We start from the raw sequence: 16,321 nt of genomic DNA, 5'->3' as shown, positions 1-16,321 counted from the left end.
GTTCATTAGGTGACATTGTCACTTTTCCGGCTATCAGCCCACACTATGCTCAAGGCTTATGGCCAGAAGTTTCTGGGCTTCCACCGCAAACTCCAGCGGCAGTTCGGAGAAGACATCTTTACAGAAACCGTTAACGATCATCGAAATCGCATCATCTTCGCTGATGCCGCGCTGCAAACAGTAGAACAGCTGATCTTCGCCGATTCGAGACGTGGTCGCCTCATGCTCCAGCTGCGCCGTATTGTTTTTCACTTCAACGTAAGGGAACGTGTGAGCGCCGCATTCGCTACCGATCAGCATAGAGTCGCACTGGGTAAAGTTACGGGCATTGGTCGCGGTCGGCATGATTTTGACCAGTCCACGATAGGTGTTCTCGCTTCTGCCCGCCGAAATCCCTTTAGAGATAATGGTGGAGCGGGTGTTTTTACCAATGTGGATCATCTTGGTGCCGGTATCAGCCTGCTGATGACCGCTGGTGAGCGCGACGGAGAAGAACTCGCCGACCGAGTTATCACCGCGTAACACCACGCTCGGGTACTTCCAGGTGATCGCGGAACCGGTCTCAGACTGCGTCCAGGACATTTTCGAACTTTCCCCGGCGCACAGCGCGCGCTTGGTCACAAAGTTCAAAATCCCGCCTTCGCTGTCTTTCCCCGCGAACCAGTTCTGTACGGTGGAATACTTCACTTCCGCACGATTATTGATGATGACTTCCACAACGGCGGCATGCAGCTGGTAGCTGTCACGCACCGGGGCGGAACACCCTTCGATGTAGCTGACGTAGCTGTCGTCGTCCGCGATCAGGATGGTACGTTCAAACTGCCCGGTTTTCGCCGCGTTGATACGGAAGTAAGTCGACAGCTCCATCGGACAGCGCACCCCTTTCGGGATATAAACGAACGTGCCGTCGGAAGCGACAGCGGCGTTCAAGGCGGCGAAGAAGTTGTCGTTGGACGGCACCACGGTGCCCAGATATTTGCGCACCAGATCCGGATGTTCCTGAATCGCCTCGCTGAACGAGCAGAAAATCACGCCGTATTTCGCCAATTCATGACGGTAGGTGGTGGCGACGGATACAGAGTCGAAGATAGCGTCGACGGCTACTTTTTTGCCTTCACGCACCGGCACGCCGAGCTGGTCAAACGCCTTTTCGACTTCGGTGGTCAGGTAGTTCTGTTCGTGCAACGTGCTGGCGCCCTCTTCGCCGGACTGCTGCACCGCGCCGGGCTGCGATCCGCAGGTATCGTCGCACTGGCCGCAGGATGGCGCGGAATAATAGCTGTAGTCCTGATAATCAAGCTTGTCGTAATGCGCCTTCAGCCAGTGAGGTTCTTCCATTTCCAGCCACGCGCGGAAAGCGTTGAGACGGAACTCAAGCATCCACTCGGGTTCTTTACGCTTGGCGGAAATCGCCCGCACCACTTGTTCATTGATCCCCTTGGCCAGCTCATCCGTCGCCAGTTCGGTGAAGAAGCCCTCTTTGTAGCGGCCGTCGCCGAGCCAGATCTGTACATCATCGGATACATCGATGTTACTACGCGCCATAATAGTGTCGCCGCTTAGAGCCCAAAGCTCTCACCACACCCGCAGGCGTGTTGAGCTTTGGGGTTGTTAAATTTAAACACCTGATTCAACCCTTCATGGACATAGTCCACTTCAGTGCCGTCGATAAAAGGCATTGCCTTGAGAGGAACGTAAAGACGCGCGCCGTCGCGCTGAAACACTTGCTCGTCTGCATCAGGCTGTTTGACCATATCCAACACGTAGCCGAAGCCCGCACACCCCGACTGTTTCACGCTCAGTCGTAGCCCCTGCACCCCGGGGTCCTGTTGCATCAGTCGTACAATATGGGCCGCTGCACTTTCGGTCAGCGTGAGTCCCTGCCAGACATTTTCGTCCAGTGAAAAAGTCTCTACATTTTGCGATTGCATGGGAATTACCTCGTCTCTCCAAATTTTCCGCTTTTTGCGGATCTGCCCTAATGGTAGTGATAATAGTGAGGGAGCTTCAACCTCGTGATTTCTGGGGCTATACGGCACCGCGACGTAAAATATCGGTTTTTTTAACCTCCCCGAAAGTCTTCAGGGGCGATTTGCGGAGTGTCGATTATTCTAACCATATGAAATAAAACAACAATAACTGAAGTGGAAGTGGTCGCGCCGATAGATTATTCAACATTTTATTATCATGAGTATAACATCTATCGCTGGAACCTATTTTATAAACAGGAGGAATCAGCCAACATTTTCCTCCTGTTTTAGGCTTTTTACTGCTATTTGCATCTCAACCGTTGCATGTCCCTTTGAGGGAAAATATGATAACGATTATCATTTAACAAAGGATTGACCCCCATGTTTCCTTTCAATGCCTGGCTGCAATCCCATATCGATGACTATCGTGCGTTACTGCGTGACGCCACGATGGAAATGTATATGGCAGAAGTGAATCTGGATAATCCCGACAGCGATATCAACCATATTCGAGGTTATTACCTGTCCGGTATGAAGATAGCAGAACTGAGCCAGCGTTATGGCGACGACGACAGCTATCTGCTGACGCTCATCAAAATGCATCACCGGCTCATTCGAGAGATCAACAACCCGCAGCGCTGTCATCTGTGCCGCTTGCAGAGCTATCACTTCGGCCGACAGACGCTACAGCTGATCTGCAATCAGTTTAGCCAGCAGGGCTGCTGGCAAAAAGTCACTGCATTTCAGACCGACTTCGCGAAGCGCGTCGCGTTCATGCCCTGAGGCGAACGCTGAACCTCACTCCTCGGGAGTGATGACCGCCGTCGTCAGACGCGACGTGCAGCACAGACGATCATCGGGATCGTAGATGTCGATTTGCCACACCTGATGCCGTTTACCGACATGCAGCGCCCGGCAGACGCCTCTCACCTCGCCTTCGCCGACGCCCCGCAGATGATTGGCGTTGATTTCCACACCCACCACCTGCTGGTCGTCCTGCGAACAGAGATAGCCCGCGACGGAGCCCAGCGATTCCGCCAGCGTAACGGACGCGCCGCCGTGCAGTCGACCGAACGGTTGTCGCGTCCGTTCATCCACCGACATGACGCCTTCCAGCGTATCATCGGTCATGCGGGTAAACCGGATACCAAGATGACCCACCATGCAGTGAGCCGACAGCTGATTAAGCTGTTCCGGATCGCACACTCGTTTCCACAACCTCATACGAGCTCCAGCAATGCCTGTAAGGGATGTTTGAAGGACTGTCCTTCCATCCGTTTCATCTGACTGCGGCAGGAATATCCGGTCGTCAGACAGCGCTGTGGCGGCAGTTTTTGCAACGCTGGCTCCCAGGAGAGCGCATAAATTTTTTTGGAGTTATCCAAGTTGGGCGCTTCATGACCATACGTTCCCGCCATCCCGCAGCAGCCGACGCTGACATTTTCCAATTTGGCGCCGAATCGCGCGAAGATGCGGCTCCATTGCTGAGTGCTCGTTGGCAGCGCGGTGGCTTCCGTACAGTGACCGAACAGATACCACGGTTCGCCCGCTTCATCTCTGTCCGTGCCGTCCGGCAAGGCGTTCACCAGCCATTCATGCACCAGCTGTACCTTGAAGTCTCCGCGTCGGTCGCCCAGCGCTTCCCGATATTCGTCGCGATAACACAGCACCAGCGCCGGATCGACGCCGACCATCGGTAGCCCAAGGTTCGCCACGCGGTTGAGGTAATCGGCGGTTTTACTCGCCGTTCGGGCAAAGCGGGTCAGGAACCCCTTGATATGCTGCGCCTTACCGTTTGGCGAGAACGGCACCAGCACCGGCTTGAAATGCAGCTTTTCAATCAATTTGACGAAATCCGCCACGACTTTGGCGTCGTAATAGCTGGTGAACGGGTCCTGCACAATTAACACATAGCCGGCGCGCGCCTGCGGGGACAGCTTTTCCAGTTGATCCAGCGTGGTCGTCATCGCGGGATGGCCCGCAAACTGTTGACGCAGCGACGGAGAGGACAACAGCGGAAGATCGGCCATGCCGATAAGCTTGCGGCTGAGCTCGCCCACCCATGACTGTTCAAGGAAGAAGTTAAAGGTTTTTGGCGCTCTCGCCATCAGCGGTGCATAGCTCTCTACGCCGGCGACCAGATAGTCCCGGGGCGGTCGCAGATAGCGCGTGTGATACAGCTGCAGAAAACGCGAACGGAAGCTCGGCACGTCGATTTTTATCGGACACTGCGTCGAGCAGGCCTTACAGGCCAGACAGCCGGACATCGCCTCTTTCACTTCGTGCGAAAAATCATAGTGGCCCTTGCGCGCCTGCCAGCTATTGCGCGTCTTTTGCACCAAGGTGCGGAAACTGATGCGCTGCTCCGACAGGCTGTTTTCCAGCGCCAGCGGATCCACGCCCTGCTCCGTCAGCAGCCGCAGCCACTCGCGCACCAGCGACGCGCGGCCTTTGGGCGAATGAATGCGATTGCCGGTCACCTTCATCGACGGACACATCGGGCTGCGCGCATCAAAGTTAAAACACAGACCGTTGCCGTTACACTCCATCGCACCGCGGAAAGAGGTGCGCACCGCCAGTGGAATGCGACGATCGTAAGTACCGCGTTTCACCGCATCAACCTTCATCATCGGCGCGTCGACATCTACGGGCGCGCAGATTTTTCCAGGGTTGAGGCGGTTATGCGGGTCAAAGGCGGTTTTGACTCGACGCAGCTCTCCATACAGTTCCGGGCCGAAAAAGGCCGGGCTGTACTCAGCGCGAAATCCCTTGCCGTGTTCGCCCCAGAGCAGGCCGCCATATTTGGCGGTCAACGCCACAATTTGGTCTGAGAGCTGTTTCATCAGCATCTCCTGCTGCGGATCGCACATATCCAGCGCAGGACGGACGTGCAGAACCCCGGCGTCCACATGGCCGAACATGCCGTAGCTCAGTTGATGGCTGTCCAGCAGCGCCCGGAACTCTGCAATGTAGTCCGCCAGATGCTGTGGCGGAACGCAGGTATCCTCGGCAAACGGAATGGGTTTGGCTTGCCCTTTGCTGTTGCCCAGCAAACCGACCGCCTTTTTTCGCATGCCGTAAATCCGCTCGATGCCGGCCAGATCGCGGCAGAGCTGATACCCGATGACGCCCTCTTCCCGCTTTGCCAGCAAATCGTCGAGCCGCTGACACAATGACCCAATGCGCTCATCAATCAGGGCTTCATCGTCTCCGGCAAACTCAACGATATTCAGTCCCAGCAGCTCCTGACCGGGGACGTCGGTGATCAGTTCGCTGACCGAATGCCAGACGATATCCTCTCGCGCCAGATTCAGCACTTTGGAGTCCACCGTCTCAACGGACAAGGCCTTCGCGTCCACCATAAAAGGCGCATTGCGCAGCGCGGAGTCGAACGAGTCGTACTTCACGTTCACCAGCCGCCGGATTTTCGGCAGCGGCGTGATATTCAGCTTGGCTTCGGTGATGAAGGCCAAAGAGCCTTCCGAACCGGTCAAAATGCGCGTCATGTCGAAAGTCTGCATATCATCGCTGAACACATGGCGCAGATCGTAACCGGTAAGAAATCGATTCAGCTTGGGAAACTTGTCGACAATCAGCGAGCGCTGTTTGCGGCAGCGATTAAGAACGGTGTGGTATATCCGCCCGACCGGCGACGGTTCCTCAGCCAGTTGCTCCGCCAACGTCACCGGCATGGCCTGCGTGTCCAGCATCTCGCCGCCTAACAGCACGGCCCGAACGCCCAGAACATGGTCAGACGTTTTGCCGTACATCAGGGACCCCTGACCGGAGGCATCCGTATTAATCATCCCTCCCAACGTCGCTCGGTTGCTGGTAGACAGCTCTGGAGCAAAGAAATAGCCGTGCGGTTTAAGATATTGGTTGAGCTGATCTTTGATGACGCCGGCTTCGACGCGCACCCATCCCTGCTCGCAATTAACCTCAAGAATCCGGTTCATGTAGCGCGACATATCCACCACGATACCCCGGTTCAGAGCCTGTCCGTTGGTGCCGGTGCCGCCGCCTCGCGGGGTGAACGTGATTGACAAGAATTCCGTTTCGCCCGCCAGTCGTGCCAGTAACGCCACATCGGCGGTAGAACGAGGAAAAACCACGGCATCCGGCAACAGTTGGTAAATGCTGTTGTCAGTCGCCATGGTCAGGCGGTCTGCGTATCGGGTAGCGGTATCGCCCGTGAATCCGTGTTGTTTTAACGCTTCCAAGTAGTCGAGCACCGGCTGAACGACGCCAGGCGCCTGCGTGATCTGTGGGATCATTATGGTTGACCCTGTCTGTAGAATAGTGTTTGCAAAAGCAGTGATAGCATTCTTGGCGTGACGCTTCTTTTCCCGGCGCCACACCATTTTTGTTTTATCACATTTACTGCCGGGGCGCGCCTTTGCAACGATAAAAACTTGAGAAGATACCCCCTCTTAGGTGCGGGCCGTGCGATCATGGCTGACCACCCCGGCTGCAGTAAAGGCAGCATGTTAGCGCTTTTACCGCTATTATCGTTCCCGCTGACAGGACTTATCGTCAGTCGATAAGACATTCGCTCACAGAGGTAATATTCGTCGATGGAACACTCTCAGTCACCGCGTTTCGACCTTGCTACAATGCTATTCACGCTCATGTTCATTGCCATGATGATCATTGCCTGCTTCTGGGTTGTTCAGCCCTTTATTCTCGGTTTTGCCTGGGCGAGCATGGTGGTTATCGCCACTTGGCCGCTGCTGATACGCCTGCAAAAATTGCTCTGGGGCCGTCGTTCTCTGGCGGTCATCGCCATGACGCTGCTCTTGGTTCTGCTGTTTGTGATCCCCACGTCTATTCTGGTTAGCAGCGTTATCGATAACTCTTCGGCATTGATCGGCTGGGCGTCTTCCCAGGAGCACATGGCGCCGCCCACGCTGGAATGGCTGAAATCCGTTCCGGTGGTCGGAGAGAAGTTGTATAGCAGTTGGCAAACGCTAATCCACAGCGGCGGCAGCGCGCTGATGTCGAAAGTTCAGCCTTATGTTGGCAAAACAGCGACTTGGGTCGTGGCGCAGGCAGCGCACGTCGGCCGCTTCTTGATGCATTGTGCCCTGATGGTGCTGTTCAGCGTCTTGTTGTATAGCAAAGGCGATCGGGTGGCCTTCGGTGTGCGTCGATTTGCCATGCGTTTAGGCCAAGAGCGCGGCGATGCGGCGGTTATTCTGGCCGCGCAGGCCATCCGCGCCGTGGCGCTGGGCGTCGTCGTGACGGCTATCGTTCAATCCGTACTCGGCGGGATCGGCCTGACGATTGCCGGCATCCCCTACACGACACTGCTCACCGTTCTGATGTTCCTGAGCTGCGTCGCACAGCTCGGTCCGTTGCCAGTGCTCATCCCCGCCATCATCTGGTTGTACTGGTCAGGCGATACCACCTGGGGAACCGTGCTGTTGGTATGGAGCAGCGTCGTCGCTACGCTGGATAACGTCATCCGACCGATATTGATTCGTATGGGCGCCGATTTGCCGCTGCTGCTGATCCTGTCCGGCGTCATCGGCGGCCTGTTGGCGTTCGGTATGATCGGACTCTTTATTGGCCCGGTCGTGTTGGCGGTGTCTTATCGCCTCCTCTCCGCCTGGATGCAAGACACCCCGGAGCCGCCATCACTGTCTGACGTGCATGTCGATCCTAAAAGCACCCGTCTATAAGACGCCGGCAGTCTCACTTATGACCTAATTCTCCGAGGCATTCTCAGCCCCGGAGAATACGTCATAATTAAAGAAAACTAACCTATTTGAGATAACTCCGATTTTACTAAATTGACTGGTATTCACTACATCCCTTTCTACAAGGAAATATCTGCGTTAGAACTAAGTAACTAAAAAAAATCGTTAAAAAACAATTAACCATTAGGATGATTCCTAATGACGAATTCAGCACGAGTTCATACTATGAATCCCGAAGCTAGTGTTTAAGTAACATCTGTCCGGAGGTTTCTCCTCGTCAGAGCCAGTAACGAATTGCTGTGTGTAGTCTTTGCCCATCCCCTGTGATGGGCTTTTTTTTTGGCTTACGAATAATAAGTGTTCATAAAGTGAATCCGTCCATAAAAAAACGCCCGCGACAACCCGCTTGCCGTCGAGCGTTTTAATATTCAGGCGATATCAACACTGCAGCCTAAGTTTGACTCTCGGTTAGCGGATCTCCGCCAGGCTCAACCAGGTTTGCACCACGGTATCCGGATTTAACGACAGGCTGTCGATGCCTTGATCCATCAGCCATGCGGCAAAATCTTCGTGGTCTGACGGTCCCTGCCCGCAGATGCCGACGTATTTGCCCTGCGCTTTGGCGGCTTTGATTGCCATCGCCAGCAGTATTTTTACCGACTCATTGCGTTCATCGAACAACGACGATACAACGCCGGAGTCACGATCCAAGCCTAACGTCAGCTGCGTCATATCGTTCGAACCGATGGAGAATCCATCAAAGTGCTGCAGGAACGCTTCAGCCTGCAACGCGTTGGACGGAATTTCGCACATCATTATGATTTTCAGTCCTTTTTCACCGCGACGTAACCCTTGAGCTGCCAGCTCCGCCACCACGGCTTCCGCCTGTTCCACGGTGCGGACAAACGGGATCATGATCTCGACGTTGGTCAGCCCCATCACATCGCGCACGCGCTTGACCGCTTCACACTCCAGCGCAAAACAGTCACGGAAGTCAGGCGACACGTAACGGCCTGCGCCACGGAATCCCAGCATGGGGTTCTCTTCATCCGGCTCATACCGTTCGCCGCCGACAAGATTGGCGTATTCATTGGATTTGAAGTCAGACAGTCGCACGATAACGCGCTTCGGCCAGAAGGCGCTGGCCAGCGTGGCGATCCCCTCTTTCAGCCGCTCGATGTAGAATTCAACCGGGTCGTTGTAGCCCTGCATCAGACTTTTGATCTCCTGCTGCAGTTGCGGCGTCTGCTGGTCAAACTCCAGCAGCGCGCGCGGATGCACGCCGATCATACGGTTGATGATGAACTCGAGCCGCGCCAGCCCCACGCCGTCATTCGGCAGGCAGGCGAAGTCGAAGGCACGGTCCGGGTTTCCGACGTTCATCATGATTTTAAGCGGCAAGGTCGGCATAGCCTCAACCGGCGAGCTTTTCACCGTAAAGTCCAGCAGGTCCTGATAGACATAGCCGGTATCGCCCTCCGCACAGGAGACGGTCACCTTCTGCCCGTTACCGAGCCGCTCCGTCGCATCACCGCAGCCAACGACCGCCGGAATACCCAGCTCACGGGCGATAATTGCCGCGTGGCAGGTGCGTCCGCCCCGGTTGGTGACGATAGCCGCGGCCTTCTTCATAATCGGCTCCCAGTCGGGGTCAGTCATATCCGTCACCAAGACATCGCCCGCGTTAACCAGATGCATTTCACTGATGTCGTTGATGTTTTTTACTTCTCCAGCGCCAATGCGATGGCCGATAGCGCGGCCTTCCACCAGCACGTTTCCGCTGGCGGGCAGGTGGTATCGCTCCATCACCTGACCATTCGATCGCACCGTTTCCGGACGCGCCTGTACGATGTACAGTCGGCCGGTGTGACCGTCTTTCGCCCATTCAATATCCATCGGCCGGGCGTAATGTTTTTCGATCAATAACGCCTGATGCGCCAACGCCTGCACTTCTTCGTCCGTTAAACAGAAACGGTCGCGTTGCGCCTCCGGTACGTCCTCGATGCTGACCTGTTTGCCGTGTTCCTGACTGGGGGCATAGACCATGCGGATCTTCTTCGACCCCATATTTCGACGCACTATCGCCGGATTACCTTTCAATAACGTTGGCTTATGGACGTAGAACTCATCCGGGTTGACCGCGCCCTGCACGACCATCTCGCCGAGCCCCCAGGCCGCGGTGATGAACACCACCTGGTCAAATCCGGACTCGGTATCCAACGTAAACATGACGCCGGACGCCGCCAGATCGGAACGCACCATACGCTGGATCCCGGCAGAGAGCGCGACCCCACGATGGTCGTAGCCCTGATGTACACGGTAAGAGATAGCACGGTCATTGAACAACGAGGCGAACACATGTTTGACCGCCGTCAGCACGGCATCGAAGCCCTGTACGTTGAGGAACGTCTCTTGCTGACCGGCGAACGACGCATCGGGCATATCTTCAGCGGTGGCCGACGAGCGGACGGCAAAGGAAGCGTCTGGATCGTCCTCGGAGAGCTGCTGATAGGCGTCGCGTATCGCCTGTTCCAACGCGGGCTGGAATGGCGTATCCACAACCCATTGGCGAATCTGAGCGCCGGCTTTCGCCAGCTGATTCACATCGTCAATATCGGTGTTATCCAGCAGCGCGTAAATACGCTGGTTGATGCCGCTTTGCGTCAGAAAATCATTGAACGCCTGCGCGGTGGTGGCGAAGCCGTTGGGGACTTCCACGCCCAGCGATGACAGGTTGGTGATCATCTCACCCAGGGAGGCGTTCTTGCCGCCTACCCGTTCCACGTCATGCATACCGAGTTGGTCGTACCACAAGACATTACGCTTATCTGTACCGTTGTTGGACATCGAAATTATCCTTCTGCATACAATGTAGGGTATGGAAGCACTGCTGATGAAACCTCAGCTTTTTTGAGCGTAGCATAGCGTTTTGTAAAGAAGAGAAAGGTGAATCGATCAACCCAGTGAAAAAAAATTGTCGCCTCGGATTCACATTGCGCGGGTGGAAAAAAACATCAATAGTGAGTGGGTTTGCCCACCTAATCAGAAAGATATGCTCTGTATTCGTCCTGGATGCCGAACTATGCCAGGCGTGGCCGGAGCCTATCGCCTTGAGGAGCCCCTGTGGAACGAAGCGTTTTTTATGTCTCCGACGGCACCGCCATTACCGCCCAAGTGCTGGGGCATGCCGTGCTCTCCCAGTTTCCCGTCGATATTACTAGCTTCACCCTGCCGTTTGTCGAAAGCACCAGCCGCGCCAACGCCGTGCGGGAGCAGATCAACGCGATTCACCAACAGAGCGGTGTGCGCCCGTTGGTGTTCTACTCTATCGTGACGCCCGCGGTCAGGGACATCATCGTCAGTAGCGAAGGCTTCTGTCAGGATATCGTGCAAGCCTTGGTCGCGCCGCTGCAACAAGAGTTGAATATTGCGCCGAGTCCAGTGGCGAACCGGACCCACGGACTCACGGCCAATAATTTGACCAAATACGACGCCCGCATCGCCGCTATTGATTACACGCTCGCGCACGACGACGGCATTTCTTTGCGCAATCTCGATCAGGCGCAGGTCATTCTGCTTGGGGTTTCTCGCTGCGGAAAAACACCTACCAGCCTTTATCTGGCGATGCAGTTCGGCATCCGCGCCGCCAATTACCCGTTTATCGCTGAAGACCTGGACAACCTTAATCTGCGGCTGCCCGAAGCGCTGCGTCCGTATCAGGACAAGCTGTTTGGACTGACCATCGATCCAGAGCGACTGGCCGCCATTCGCGAAGAGCGCCGCGGCAATAGCCGCTATGCATCGCTGCGTCAATGTCGGCTGGAGCTCCGGGAAGTGGAAGCGCTCTATCGCCGCTATCAGATCAAATACATCAATACCACCAACTACTCAGTGGAAGAGATCTCTGCTCGCATCATCGATATTCTGGGTATGAGCCGGCGAATGTACTAGTACGTAAATGCAAAAAAAGGGGAGACATTTCCGCAGGGTGCTGAAGAGATATCCGCCAGGATATTGCCGATCTCATTTGTTGGGGTGACATCGGCGCACGCACGACGGAGAGTCAGATTTATCGGGAAATGGCGTCAGCACGCTCTCTTGCCCGGTCGGTTTCAAGAACGGGACGGACGGCAATCTTTGCATCGCGATTGATGCGATCAGCTCCGATCAGGCACCTCACCTGTTTTTGTCACCGGATAAACAAGGTCGGTTGGCGGTCTTCCGCTCATCGGGCAATCCATTCGGCCATATCATTATGCGCGGGGGGAATACGTCCTCATTATCATGCTGAGGATGTGGCCTAAGCGTGCCAACAATTGGCGTCATTTTCCCCAACGCAACGACTTATCATCGACTTCAGCCACGGCAACTGTCAGAAGCAATACCGGCGTCAGAAAGAGGCCGCCCTCTCTGTCTGCCGGCAAATCGCAAAGGGCAGCGCGGCTATCGCGGGGGGGGGGTGATGATAAAGCGTTTCCTGCTGGAAGGTGCTGAATGCGTCCACGCTAACTTTTGGCCAGTTTTAGTTGACCACTACAGACCCGTGTGTGAGCTGGGAAGACAGCGAGTACAGGCTGGCTCAGTTGGCGAAAGCGGTGAGCCGCCGTTTGTAATTCGTTGCTAAAGAAAGCGTGAAGCGGCCAATCCTAAAACCGTCGTACCCAGTATTGGAACCGCCATAAAAAACCTCCGCAACAAGGCGGAGGCGGTTCCTTTTTCGATAGATAAGGCAACGAACGCTAAGCGGCCACCGCCCTATCTTCCATGGCTTGTCGCCACCCTCCCAACCAGTAAGACCGAGCATTGATCGATTGATAAGGGCAAAGCTCCTTAGGTCGACCAGAAATACCTGCTTGATAACCGCGTGAATGCGCCCGTTCAAGGCGATCTCGTTTCTGTCTCTTCATGCCTCATTTCCCTCATACGAGTCTGGTGGAAAGAATGGTGATTACTTTATAAGCAACCACAGTTCAGAAATAGCGATTCTTACTCTGAAGATCAAGACGCAATATTCACGCCATTGTCATATTTGTGAGCCAATATCGGAATCTTTTACCTGAAGGCGGGAACGGGTCACGGTAACCGTTTGAGAGGGAAACAAAACCGCCGAATGTCTTTGCTTATAAAAAATTCGACATTCAGCGGTCTATTTTTAGAACAAATCAGGACAACGCGGCGGCCTGACGCACGATGGACTCAGCCACCTGCTGCCAGCCAGCGGCCAGCGTTTTCACCAGCGCATCGTAGCCGTCGTCCGTCTGCGGCAACGTGACGTTGAACGGCTGAGTCATGATGCGATCCTGATAACGCAGCGTCCAGGCGCCGCGAATTACCGCATTACCGTCATAGCGGCCCTGGAAGGCCGATACGGTGATATCCAACGTCGCCCGATCGCCATCCGGCTCACGGCTCACCACGCCCCATGACGTCAGCCCCTGTTGCAGGGTCGCTATCAATGACTGCTGCAACTGCTGATCCAGCGGGCTGGCCCACAGGTTGTTGCTGGCAATGGTGTATCTTACGTCAGACGTCTGATACACAATCCCGCTGTTCGACAGCGAATCGGCCAGCGTAACCCCGCGCACCCACAGATGAGGCGCGGAAGCCGTAGTGACGGAAGCCGTGGCTTTGTCCCCCTCCGTCGGCAGCTGATAATAGACTTTCTGCGAATCGCTGCTGCACGCCCCGAGCAGCAGCACTAATGCCAATGTCCATCGTTTCATCATGATTTATTTCGCCTTCTTCGGTTGCGGATCCTGACCACCCGATGCTTCGAACACCAGCGCATTGCTCTTGCCGTTCAGGGTGCGCAGCAACGGCTGCAGCTCACGCAACACCTGATCCAACCGCTGCATGTCGTTCACCATCTTGTTGTAGGCCGGAGAACCCGGTTGGAAGCCTTGCATGCTACGATTCAGCTCACGCAGGGTACGCTGCATATCCTCAGGCAACTGCTGCATCGACTTGTTGCCGGCTATCTGGTTCAGCGACGCCAGCGTTTTCTGAAGTTCACGCAACGTCGCCTGACTTTCGGCCAGCGTTTGCGTGGCCTGAGACACCATCGGCGTCAACGGCAGGCCATTCACCTTATCCAATACCGCCATCAGCTTGTGCTGGATCTGCGACAGCCCGCCGCTGACCGTCGGCAAGACCTCGTAGCCGTCAACCTTGACCATCGACACCGGGCGTCCCTTCAACTGCGGGTAGAAGTCCAGATCGATATACAGCGCGCCGGTCAGGATGTTGGCCGTCTTCATGGAAGCACGCAGCCCCAACGCCGGTGCTTCCTTGATTTCCTGCTCCAGATTCAACTGGTCCCAAACATGCGCCTGCAAGCGGTCCGGTTCGATGCGGATCATCACCGGGATGCGATAGTCATTACCCAGACTTTGCTTGATCTCGCGCGGGAAGAACGGAACTTGGGACACCGTTCCCAGGCGGATGCCGCGGAACTCAACCGGCGCACCCGGCTGCAGACCGCGTACGGACTCGTCGAAGAACAGCAGATACTCTTTAAACTGGGTATACAGCGAATCCTGAATGCTGCGCTGGCTGTCATACAACTGGTATTCGGCGTGTTCCTTCGCCGGATCGCCCAGCGCCCAGCCGCTTGGCACGTCGAAGCTCACGCCGCCGTTCAGCAACGTCGTCAGCGATCCCATCTCAACGCGCATCCCCTGAGCGGAGAGATCAAGCGCAACGCCGCTGTCTTTCCAGAAGCGAACATTGCTGGTCACCAGCGAGTTGTAGGGCGCATTAATGAACAGGCGGTAGCTTATTTTCCGCGCCTCAGGATCAAAATGACTGGTTTCCACCGACCCGACCCGATAACCACGGAACAGCACCGGATCGCCCGCATTCAACTGACCGGCGCGTTCACTGGTGAGCGACACGCGGATCCCTTTGGCGTCCGGAGAAGCCAGCGGCGGGCTGTCCAATAGTTTGAAATTGCGGCTTTCATCCTGATTGGAGCCGGGCTGCAACTGAATAAACGACCCTGATAGCAGCGTCCCGAGACCGGAGATCCCCTCACGCCCAACTTGAGCCTTCACCACCCAGAACACGGAGTCGGTATTCAGCAGATGATCCATGTCGTTATTCAAACGCGCTTTGATCTCAACCTGATGGAGGTCTTTGCTCAGCACCACGCTTTCCACCATGCCGACGTTAACGCTGCGGCTTTTGATGGGCGTTTTTCCCGCCTCAATCCCATCGGCCGTTTGCGCCGTCAGCGTAATTTCCGGCCCTTGATGGCTGAAGTGATAAAATAGGATCCAAGCGCCGATCAGCAACGTGACGATGGGCACAATCCAGACCGGAGACCAGCGCTTAAGCGATTCAATCTCCGCGGCGCTGTGGTTATTTTTCGTCAATGGAAAACTCCTCTCACTCACGGTTGTAGCGATCCCACAACAGGCGGGGATCAAACATAATAGCGGCAAGCATGGTCAGAATAACCACCGCGGCAAACAACACTGCGCCGATTTCAGGATACACACTCATAAAACGGCCAACGCGAACTAACGCGGACAGCACGGCGATCACGAACACATCAATCATGGACCAACGCCCCACGAATTCCACCACCTCATAGACCAGATGCATTCGCTCAGTATCATGACGGCTTTTTCCCTGCGCACACCAGCATAGCCAGCCCAGCGCAATCATCTTCAGCGTCGGCACCATGATGCTGGCGATAAAAATCACCAGGGCGACCGGGTAGGAGCCGGAGTCCCATAGTATGACCACGCCGGACATAATCGTGGAGTCCATACGGTTGCCCAGCGCTTCCGTCACCATAATGGGCAACAGGTTCGCCGGGATGTACAGCATCAGCGACGTGACCAGCAGCGCCAGCGTCCACTGCAGGCTATGACGCCGACGCTGATGTCCATGCGTGTGGCAACGCGGGCACACCTGCACATCCGCCGGGAGCACCGCCGTACAACAGCTGCACGAGCGCACGCCCTGCGCAATCCCGCTGCGCCCTGTTTCCAGCGAATCCGGCACCGCCGGCGCAGGAATGACGTCATGCCATAGCCGACGGCGGTCAAGACTTTGGAAAGCCAGCAGTTGCAGAAGACAAAACAGAACATAGGGAATGAAGCTGATGCCGATGCCGATGCTGCCGTAGGCCATTAGTTTGACGAAACTCACCAGCACACCGGCCAGAAAAATTTCCGGCATACCCCAGCTTTTCAGTTGGAACAGAATTCGCGCCAGCAGCCGGGTGAGCTCAAGATTCATCCGGATATGCCCGCACAGCCCAATAATGATGAGCATGCAGCTGGCGGGAATACACTGCACGAACAGCATGAACAGCGTCGCCACGCTGGCATAATTCTCATCCACCATGACTTTGGGGATTTCCAGCAAAGTGACTTCGCTGGTGATCCCCGCCACCTGCATGGAGACGAACGGAAACAACGTGGATAGGAAAAGCATCACCAGCGCGCTGACGGCGAAACTTACCGAGCGCCAGCGCGCTTCAGGGCGATAGCTCGTCAGAAGCGTATTACAGCGTGGGCAAAGCGCCCGCTGCCCTGGCCGTAAGTCAGGAAGTTCGACCAGCAGGTCGCACTGCGGGCACAGCATTTTACCCTCCGCACAGTGAGAGTGGGTGCACATCAATAACCTCCCGTTACCAGCCAG

13 protein-coding genes, 1 other RNA gene and 2 pseudogenes are annotated in these 16,321 nt (G+C 55.6%); 7 read left to right on the top strand and 9 right to left on the bottom strand.

Annotation, left to right across the window (positions count from 1 at the left end; genetic code table 11):
* Positions 1–33: 33 nt before the first annotated feature.
* On the bottom strand, positions 34–1,545 hold the full coding sequence (gene sufB, locus I6N93_RS06945; RefSeq protein WP_085684425.1) for a Fe-S cluster assembly protein SufB: 1,512 nt from the start codon (positions 1,543–1,545) through the stop codon (positions 34–36).
* 14 nt (positions 1,546–1,559) lie between these two features.
* Positions 1,560–1,931, bottom strand: a complete 372-nt coding sequence (gene sufA, locus I6N93_RS06940; protein WP_085684426.1) for a Fe-S cluster assembly scaffold SufA — start codon at positions 1,929–1,931, stop codon at positions 1,560–1,562.
* A gap of 420 nt (positions 1,932–2,351) precedes the next feature.
* Here sufA and I6N93_RS06935 point away from each other — a divergent pair, with 420 nt between their 5' ends.
* Positions 2,352–2,753 carry a hypothetical protein gene (locus tag I6N93_RS06935; protein WP_085684428.1) on the top strand — a complete coding sequence of 134 codons (402 nt, stop codon included), beginning with the start codon at positions 2,352–2,354 and terminating at the stop codon, positions 2,751–2,753.
* A gap of 15 nt (positions 2,754–2,768) precedes the next feature.
* Here I6N93_RS06935 and I6N93_RS06930 read toward each other — a convergent pair whose 3' ends face one another.
* Entirely contained in the window at positions 2,769–3,194 is a 426-nt protein-coding gene (locus I6N93_RS06930; RefSeq protein WP_085684430.1) for a hotdog fold thioesterase, read from the bottom strand.
* Positions 3,191–6,244, bottom strand: coding sequence for a D-2-hydroxyglutarate dehydrogenase YdiJ (gene ydiJ / locus I6N93_RS06925; RefSeq protein WP_085684432.1), 3,054 nt, complete (start codon positions 6,242–6,244; stop codon positions 3,191–3,193). Before ydiJ ends, I6N93_RS06930 begins: the two co-directional genes overlap by 4 nt.
* Positions 6,245–6,544: 300 nt before the next feature.
* Between ydiJ and ydiK the strand changes: the two genes are divergently transcribed.
* The gene (gene ydiK / locus I6N93_RS06920; RefSeq protein WP_085684434.1) at positions 6,545–7,651 is read left to right on the top strand and encodes an AI-2E family transporter YdiK; all 1,107 of its coding nucleotides are present in this window, start codon (positions 6,545–6,547) and stop codon (positions 7,649–7,651) included.
* A gap of 258 nt (positions 7,652–7,909) precedes the next feature.
* Positions 7,910–8,011: antisense sRNA RprA (rprA, locus tag I6N93_RS06915), an RNA gene on the top strand.
* A gap of 126 nt (positions 8,012–8,137) precedes the next feature.
* Here rprA and ppsA read toward each other — a convergent pair.
* Positions 8,138–10,516 carry a phosphoenolpyruvate synthase gene (ppsA, locus tag I6N93_RS06910; RefSeq protein WP_085684436.1) on the bottom strand — a complete coding sequence of 793 codons (2,379 nt, stop codon included), beginning with the start codon at positions 10,514–10,516 and terminating at the stop codon, positions 8,138–8,140.
* 276 nt (positions 10,517–10,792) lie between these two features.
* On the opposite strand from ppsA, the gene ppsR reads away from it, so the two are divergent.
* The 4 genes and pseudogenes from ppsR to I6N93_RS17435 all read left to right on the top strand — a co-directional run bounded on the left by ppsR (position 10,793) and on the right by I6N93_RS17435 (position 12,132).
* The gene (ppsR, locus tag I6N93_RS06905) at positions 10,793–11,620 is read left to right on the top strand and encodes a posphoenolpyruvate synthetase regulatory kinase/phosphorylase PpsR (protein WP_085684438.1); all 828 of its coding nucleotides are present in this window, start codon (positions 10,793–10,795) and stop codon (positions 11,618–11,620) included.
* 50 nt (positions 11,621–11,670) lie between these two features.
* Positions 11,671–11,883: pseudogene (locus tag I6N93_RS17445) on the top strand (3-deoxy-7-phosphoheptulonate synthase); the annotation flags it as partial.
* Positions 11,814–11,960 (top strand): annotated as a pseudogene (locus tag I6N93_RS17440) (3-deoxy-7-phosphoheptulonate synthase); the annotation flags it as partial. The pseudogenes I6N93_RS17445 and I6N93_RS17440, both read left to right, overlap by 70 nt.
* A gap of 25 nt (positions 11,961–11,985) precedes the next feature.
* On the top strand, positions 11,986–12,132 hold the full coding sequence (locus I6N93_RS17435) for a hypothetical protein (RefSeq protein ID WP_373853570.1): 147 nt from the start codon (positions 11,986–11,988) through the stop codon (positions 12,130–12,132).
* Between the two features lie 276 nt (positions 12,133–12,408).
* Here I6N93_RS17435 and rmf read toward each other — a convergent pair whose 3' ends face one another.
* The 4 genes from rmf to pqiA all read right to left on the bottom strand — a co-directional run bounded on the left by rmf (position 12,409) and on the right by pqiA (position 16,297).
* On the bottom strand, positions 12,409–12,576 hold the full coding sequence (gene rmf / locus I6N93_RS06895) for a ribosome modulation factor (protein ID WP_071999766.1): 168 nt from the start codon (positions 12,574–12,576) through the stop codon (positions 12,409–12,411).
* A gap of 255 nt (positions 12,577–12,831) precedes the next feature.
* Positions 12,832–13,395 carry a membrane integrity-associated transporter subunit PqiC gene (gene pqiC, locus I6N93_RS06890; RefSeq protein ID WP_085684439.1) on the bottom strand — a complete coding sequence of 188 codons (564 nt, stop codon included), beginning with the start codon at positions 13,393–13,395 and terminating at the stop codon, positions 12,832–12,834.
* A gap of 3 nt (positions 13,396–13,398) precedes the next feature.
* Positions 13,399–15,042 carry an intermembrane transport protein PqiB gene (gene pqiB, locus I6N93_RS06885; protein WP_085684441.1) on the bottom strand — a complete coding sequence of 548 codons (1,644 nt, stop codon included), beginning with the start codon at positions 15,040–15,042 and terminating at the stop codon, positions 13,399–13,401.
* A gap of 13 nt (positions 15,043–15,055) precedes the next feature.
* Positions 15,056–16,297 carry a membrane integrity-associated transporter subunit PqiA gene (gene pqiA, locus I6N93_RS06880; protein ID WP_085684443.1) on the bottom strand — a complete coding sequence of 414 codons (1,242 nt, stop codon included), beginning with the start codon at positions 16,295–16,297 and terminating at the stop codon, positions 15,056–15,058.
* Between the last annotated feature and the right edge of the window lie 24 nt (positions 16,298–16,321).

It is taken from the genome of Lonsdalea populi, assembly GCF_015999465.1.
GTDB lineage: Bacteria > Pseudomonadota > Gammaproteobacteria > Enterobacterales > Enterobacteriaceae > Lonsdalea > Lonsdalea populi.
This window is presented reverse-complemented; position numbering and strand designations above follow the sequence as displayed.